At 72.5% G+C, this 6,416-nt stretch carries 6 protein-coding genes; 1 reads left to right on the plus strand and 5 read right to left on the minus strand.

Annotated features, from left to right (window positions below; genetic code table 11):
• The 5 genes from Q4D18_RS01115 to Q4D18_RS01135 all read right to left on the minus strand — a co-directional run.
• Nucleotides 1-1,017 (minus strand): Clp protease N-terminal domain-containing protein (locus Q4D18_RS01115; protein WP_303124952.1); only part of this gene is annotated, 1,017 nt, incomplete at its 3' end.
• 156 nt (nucleotides 1,018-1,173) lie between these two features.
• Entirely contained in the window at nucleotides 1,174-1,476 is a 303-nt protein-coding gene (locus Q4D18_RS01120; protein WP_303124954.1) for an Lsr2 family protein, read from the minus strand.
• A 210-nt stretch (nucleotides 1,477-1,686) separates the two neighbouring features.
• Entirely contained in the window at nucleotides 1,687-1,923 is a 237-nt protein-coding gene (locus tag Q4D18_RS01125) for a hypothetical protein (RefSeq protein ID WP_303124956.1), read from the minus strand.
• A gap of 3 nt (nucleotides 1,924-1,926) precedes the next feature.
• Complete coding sequence (gene lysS / locus Q4D18_RS01130; RefSeq protein WP_303124958.1) at nucleotides 1,927-3,444, minus strand: lysine--tRNA ligase; 1,518 nt, start codon at nucleotides 3,442-3,444, stop codon at nucleotides 1,927-1,929.
• Nucleotides 3,445-3,510: 66 nt separating this feature from the next.
• Nucleotides 3,511-4,482: a D-glycerate dehydrogenase gene (locus tag Q4D18_RS01135; RefSeq protein WP_303125036.1), complete on the minus strand. Its 972-nt coding sequence runs from the start codon at nucleotides 4,480-4,482 to the stop codon at nucleotides 3,511-3,513.
• Between the two features lie 209 nt (nucleotides 4,483-4,691).
• Here Q4D18_RS01135 and Q4D18_RS01140 point away from each other — a divergent pair.
• Nucleotides 4,692-6,416, plus strand: a 1,725-nt coding sequence (locus tag Q4D18_RS01140; RefSeq protein WP_303124960.1) for an MDR family MFS transporter, incomplete at its 3' end; no start/stop codon positions are given.

Genomic DNA, 6,416 nt, shown 5'->3' on the forward strand with positions numbered 1-6,416 from the left:
GTCCTTCTCGATGTGCTTGCGGTACTCGTCCAGGGTGGTGGCGCCGATGGTCTGCAGCTCGCCGCGGGCCAGCATCGGCTTGAGGATGCTGGCGGCGTCGATCGCGCCCTCGGCCGCGCCTGCACCGACGAGGGTGTGGATCTCGTCGATGAAGAGGATGATGTCGCCGCGCGTGCGGATCTCCTTGAGCACCTTCTTCAGGCGCTCCTCGAAGTCGCCGCGGTACCGGGAGCCGGCCACGAGCGAGCCGAGGTCCAGCGAGTACAGCTGCTTGTCCTTCAGCGTCTCCGGGACGTCGCCGCGGTCGATCGCCTGGGCCAGGCCCTCGACGACGGCGGTCTTGCCCACGCCCGGCTCGCCGATCAGCACGGGGTTGTTCTTGGTGCGGCGGGAGAGGACCTGCATGACGCGCTCCATCTCCTGGGCGCGGCCGATCACCGGGTCGAGCTTGCCCTCGTGGGCCGCGGCGGTGAGGTTGCGGCCGAACTGGTCCAGGACCACGGAGCCCGCGTTCTGGCCCGCCTCGCCGCCGGCGCCGACGCCCGCGCCGGCGGTCTCCTTGCCGCCCTGGCCGCCGCCCTGGTAGCCGGAGAGCAGCTGGATGACGGTCTGGCGCACGCGGTTGAGGTCCGCGCCGAGCTGCACAAGCACCTGGGCGGCCACGCCCTCGCCCTCGCGGATGAGGCCGAGCAGGATGTGCTCGGTGCCGATGTAGTTGTGGCCCAGCTGCAGCGCCTCGCGCAGGGACAGCTCCAGGACCTTCTTGGCGCGCGGAGTGAAGGGGATGTGGCCGGGCGGGTTCTGCTGCCCCTGGCCGATGTCCTCCTGGACCTTCTCCCGCACGGCGGCCAGGGAGATGTCCATGGACTCGAGCGCCTTCGCGGCGACCCCCTCGCCCTCATGGATCAGGCCGAGCAGGATGTGCTCGGTGCCGATGTAGCTGTGGTTGAGCATGCGCGCCTCTTCCTGGGCGAGCACGACCACACGACGGGCACGGTCGGTGAATCTCTCGAACATGGGCACACTCCTTGCGTCGGTTCGGCTCGAGACTACGCACCGGCGCAGCACGACGGGCGACTGTTCGCCACAGGGGGAAGCGGTCCAGTCGCCCGTCGGAGAGGGGTGCGCCGGACGCCGCGGGGACGACGCCGGAGGGTCAGCGGGAGCGGCGCCTCAGGCCCGCTTCGCGTTGCGGAAGGCCTCCACGACGTCCCGGTGCAGGCGTCCGCGCGCGGACACCTCGTAGCCGTTCTCGGCGGCCCACTTCCGGATCTGCGCCGCCTCCACCTTGGGCGAGGGCGGGGCCACCGCGCGCCCCTTCTTCATGTAGGGCCGGAGGAACTCCCGCAGCTCGGTCGCGTGCTCCGCCGACAGGTCGATCTCGTAGTTGCGCCCGTCCAGGGCGAAGCTCACGGTCTCATCGGCCGCCGAACCGTCCAGATCATCCACGAGGACCACTTCCACTCTCTGTGCCATTGCTTGACTCCCACTTCCTTCGTCCGGTGCTCACGCCCTTTCCGGGCCGGACGGGACGCCGCCGCGCCGGGGCGCGGACCGCCGTCGTCGTCGAGCAGAGGGGTGCTCGCATGCTAACGCAGGGCGGGCACAGGGAATGGGCTTTCCTCCGGGGGCGAAGAGCGTTCAGCCTCGCGCTTTTCCGGCGATTCCCCGGGGCGGCGGAGAGGGTCAACGGGCGGGGCCGCCGCCGTCGACGCGCGGAGTGCCCTCGGCGCGGCGCGCGGCCCACTCCCGGGCCTCGGCCTCCTCGCCGGCGGCGCGGGCGTCGGCGCCGGTCAGGCGGCGCTGACGCGCCTCGCGCTCCCCCGCGTCCGAGCGCAGCAGGGAGCGCATCACCAGCCAGAAGACCAGCGCGAGGCCCACCGAGGGGGCCAGCACGGAGAAGTACTCCCAGAACGTGGCCACGGCTCAGGCCTCCGGCTTCAGCAGGGGGAAGAGGATGGTCTCGCGGATGCCCGCGTCGGTGAAGAGCATCACCAGGCGGTCGATGCCCAGGCCGATGCCGCCCATCGGCGGGGCGCCGTACTCGAGGGCGCGCAGGAAGTCCTCGTCGAGCTGCATGGCCTCGTCGTCGCCGTCGGCGGCCATGCGGGACTGCGCGGTGAGGCGCTCGCGCTGGATCACGGGGTCGATGAGCTCGGAGAACGCGGTGCCCCGCTCCATGCCGCCGATGATCAGATCCCACGCCTCGATCACGCGGTCGTCGTCCCGGTTCGGGCGGGCCAGCGGCTGGGCGGCCGGCGGGTAGTCGTACACGAACGTGGGGTTCATCAGCGTGGGCTCGACGATCTCGCCGAACAGCTCGATCACGAGCTTCTCCGCGCCCCACTTGGGGTCCACCTTGACCTCGTGCTCCGCGGCGATCCCGCGGAGGGTCTCGGCGTCGGTGTCCGGGGTGATCTCCCGGCCCACGGCCTCGGACAGGCCCGGGTACACGGACACCCAGGCCCACTCGCCGTCGAGGTCGATGACGCCCCGGTCCGTCTGGATCCGGCGGCCCGCGCCCACCGCGTCCGCGGCGTTGAGGATGATCTCCTGCATGCGCTCGGCCATCACGTGCATGTCCGCCCAGGCCTCGTAGCACTCGAGGGTGGTGAACTCCGGGGAGTGCGTGGAGTCCACGCCCTCGTTGCGGAACACGCGGCCGATCTCGTAGACGCGCTCGATCCCGCCGACGACGGCGCGCTTGAGGTACAGCTCGGTGGCGATGCGCAGCGTCATGTCCTGGTCGAACGCGTTCAGGTGCGTCTCGAACGGGCGGGCCTGGGCGCCGCCGTGGACGAGCTGGAGCATGGGGGTCTCCACCTCCACGTAGCCGCGGTCCTCGAGGGTGCGGCGCACGGCGGAGGTGACCTTCGCGCGGCGGTAGACCATCTGGCGCGCCTCGTCGCGGACGATCAGGTCCGCGTAGCGCTGGCGCACGCGGGTCTCCTCGTTCAGGTCCGCGTGCAGCACGGGCAGGGGGCGCAGGGCCTTCGAGGCCATCTCCCAGGCCGAGGCCTTCACGGAGAGCTCGCCGCGGCGGGAGACGATCACGGTGCCGGTGACGGAGAGGAAGTCGCCGAGGTCCACGGCCCGCTTCCACTCGGCGAGGGACTCCTCGCCCACCTCCGCGAGGGAGACCATGACCTGCAGGCGGACGGCGTCGCCGCCGTCGCCGGTCTCCTGGAGCGTGGCGAAGCACAGCTTGCCGGTGTTGCGCAGGAACACCACGCGGCCGGTCACGGAGACCTCGGGCCCGTCCTCCCAGCCGGCCTCGTGCTTCCCGTCGAACTCCGCACGGACCTCCGCGAGCGCGTGCGTGCGGGGCACCTGGACGGGGTAGGCCTCGCGGCCGGCGGCCAGGAGCTGCTCTCGCTTGGCGGCGCGGACGGCCTGCTGGTCGTGGTGGTCGACGGCGGCGGGGGCGGGGGTCTCGGAGGTCACGGTCCCCGAGTCTACCGACCGGACCCCCGGGCGAGCGGGCCGGGGGTCCGGTGACGGGCGGGGCGCTCAGCCGCCGCGGACCTCGGGGTTCACGAGCCCCGGGATCTCACCCCCGGTGGCCATGCCGACCGCGTTGCGGGCGGTGAGCACGGCCATGGCGTCGCGGGTGCCCTCGGCGGCCGAGCCCAGGTGCGGCAGGAGCATCACGTTGTCCAGCTCCGCGAGGCCCTCGGCCAGGGCGGGCTCGTCCTCGTAGACGTCGAACCCGGCGCCGGAGATCCGGCCCGCGCGCAGCGCGGCGACGAGCGCGGCCTCGTCCACCACGGGGCCACGGGCGGTGTTGACGATCACCGCGCCCTCCTTCATGCGGGCGAGGACGTCGGCGTCCACGAGGTGCCGGGTGTCCTCGGTCAGCGGCACGTGCAGGGAGAGGTAGTCCACCTGATCCACCATCTCCTCCCAGGTCACCTGGCGGACCCGGCCGGCGAGGTCGCCCAGCTCGGCGTCGGTCACCTCGCGGTGGGCGGGCGGGCGCGGCGCGAAGACGACCTCCATGCCGAAGGCCAGCGCGCGCTCGGCGACGGCGCGGCCGATCCGGCCGAAGCCGGCCAGGCCCAGGACGGCGCCGCGGACGTCCTTGCCCACCAGCAGGTCCCAGGACCAGCCGTCGAAGCGGCCCTCGCGCACCATGCGCTCGCCCTCGACGGCGCGGCGGGCCACGCCGAGCAGCAGGAGCATGGCGATGTCCGCGGTGGCGTCCGTGAGCACGTCCGGGGTGTTGCCCACCGCCACACCCGCCCGCGTGGCCGCCTCGACGTCCACGTTGTTGTACCCCACGGCGTAGTTGGCGACGCCCTTGATCCGGGCGCCCGCCAGGACGTCCGCGGTGAAGCGCTGATCGAGGGCGGAGACCACCACGTCGTAGTCGCCCGAGGCCACGAGGTCCGCGAGCGCCGCGCCGCCGCCGACGTCCTCGCCCATCACCACCTCGCCGGCCTCCCGGAGCAGGGCCATGCCCTTCTCGGCGATCGGGGTCATCAGCAGGAAGCGGGGCACGGAGGTCCTCTCAGGTCGGGGCGGGCCGGGTCCGGCGTGACCAACGTAACCGCCGCTCGGATCCGGGACCGAACCGCAGGGGCGTATGGTTGACCGGAATCAACCATTGACTCGAGTCAAGAATCGACCCTGGTCAAGGAACCAGTGCGCGGCCGCCGTCCGGCCCGCCCCTCCCGCACCCCGAGGACACCATGACCCCCACCGCCCCCGCCGCGCCGGCCGCGGCCCCCTCGCTCGACCGGGCCGCGGCCGACGCCGCCCGGCACCGCACCGTGCTGCGCGCCCTGACCGGCCTCCTGCTCGGCATGTTCGTCTCGATGATCGCCAACACGGTGGTCTCCACCTCGATGCCGGTGATCATCCACGACATCGGCGGCGACCAGAGCTCCTACACCTGGGTCATCACGGCGGCCCTGCTGGCCACGGCCATCTCCACGCCCGTCTGGGGCAAGCTGGCGGACCTGCTGGACCGCAAGATGCTCTTCCAGCTCTCGATCCTGATCTTCACCGCGGCCTCCGCCGCGGCCGGCTTCACGAACGACCCCACGTTCCTGATCGTCTGCCGCGCCCTCCAGGGCGTGGGCGGCGGCGGCCTGGCCGCCCTCAGCCAGGTGATCATGGCGGACATCATCAGCCCGCGCGAGCGCGGCCGCTACATGGGCCTGTTCGGCGCCGTCATGGCGGTCGCCACGGTGGGCGGCCCGCTCGTCGGCGGCGTCATCACCGACCTGTGGGGCTGGCGCTGGAACTTCTTCGTGGCCCTGCCCTTCTCCCTCGCCGCGCTCGTGATCGTCCAGCGCACCCTGCACCTGCCGCACCGCGAGCGCCGCCGGGTGAGCATCGACTACACCGGCATCGTGCTGCTGGCCGCGGCCACCTCGCTGCTGCTCATCTGGATCACCAGCGCCGGCGACGCCTTCGAGTGGCTCAGCGCCACCACCGCCTGGATGCTCGGCGGGGCCGCGCTCGCCACGGTGCTGTTCGTCGTCGTCGAGCTGAGGGCCACCGAGCCGCTGATCCCGCTGACCCTCTTCCGGGACCGCACCTTCACCCTGGCCACGGTGGCCTCGATCGCCACCGGCCTGGCCATGTTCGGCTCCTCGGTCTACCTGGCCCAGTACATGCAGCTGGCCCGCGGCGCCTCCCCCACCCAGGCCGGCCTCATGACCATCCCGATGATCGTGGGCCTGCTGGCCTCCTCCGTGGTGATCGGCCGGCTCATCACCCGCACCGGCGCATGGAAGCGCTGGGTGGTGCTCGGCGCCGTGCTGCTGATCGCCGGCTCATCCCTGCTGGGCACCCTGCACTACGACACGCCCTTCGTGCTCGTGTCCCTCTACATGTTCCTGCTCGGCGCCGGCGTCGGCATGACCATGCAGAACCTCGTCCTGGTGGTGCAGAACACCACCGATCCCCGCCAGATGGGCGTGGCCAGCTCCGGGGTGACCTTCTTCCGCTCGCTCGGCGGCAGCATCGGCGTCGCGGTGATGGGCGCCGTGGTCGCCAATGTGGTCTCCACGCAGATGACGGAGCGCCGCGGCGAGGTCGCGGGCGCCCTCGCGGGCCTCGGCGCCGAGGGCCGGACGTGGGCCGAGCAGCTCGGCTCCGGCACGCTGCCCCGGGTGGCCGAGATGCCCCTGCCCCTGCGCACGATCTTCGAGGACGTGTACGCCACGGGCATCGCCCAGGCGTTCCTGGTGGCCGTGCCCCTGGCGCTGGTGGCCCTCGTGGCCGTCGTCTTCCTGCCCAACACCCCGCTGGGCCGCATGACCACGACGGAGCGCCTCGACGCCTCCCGCGCGGACCTCGCCACCCACGGCGCCGCGGACGCGATGCAGAAGGTGCCCGCCACGGGCTCCCTGCCGGTGGTCGCCCCCGCCCGGGAGCAGGAGGACCAGGGGACGCAAAGCCCGGTG

Origin of the sequence: Micrococcus sp. (assembly GCF_030523875.1) — a bacterium.
Lineage (GTDB): Bacteria > Actinomycetota > Actinomycetes > Actinomycetales > Micrococcaceae > Micrococcus.

Bases quoted from the DNA above. Each gene is read 5' to 3' on its own strand.
- Q4D18_RS01120 (WP_303124954.1), bottom strand. From the start codon at position 1,476: ATGGCACAGAGAGTGGAAGTGGTCCTCGTGGATGATCTGGACGGTTCG.
- Q4D18_RS01135 (WP_303125036.1), bottom strand. From the start codon at position 4,482: ATGACCCCGATCGCCGAGAAGGGCATGGCCCTGCTCCGGGAGGCCGGC.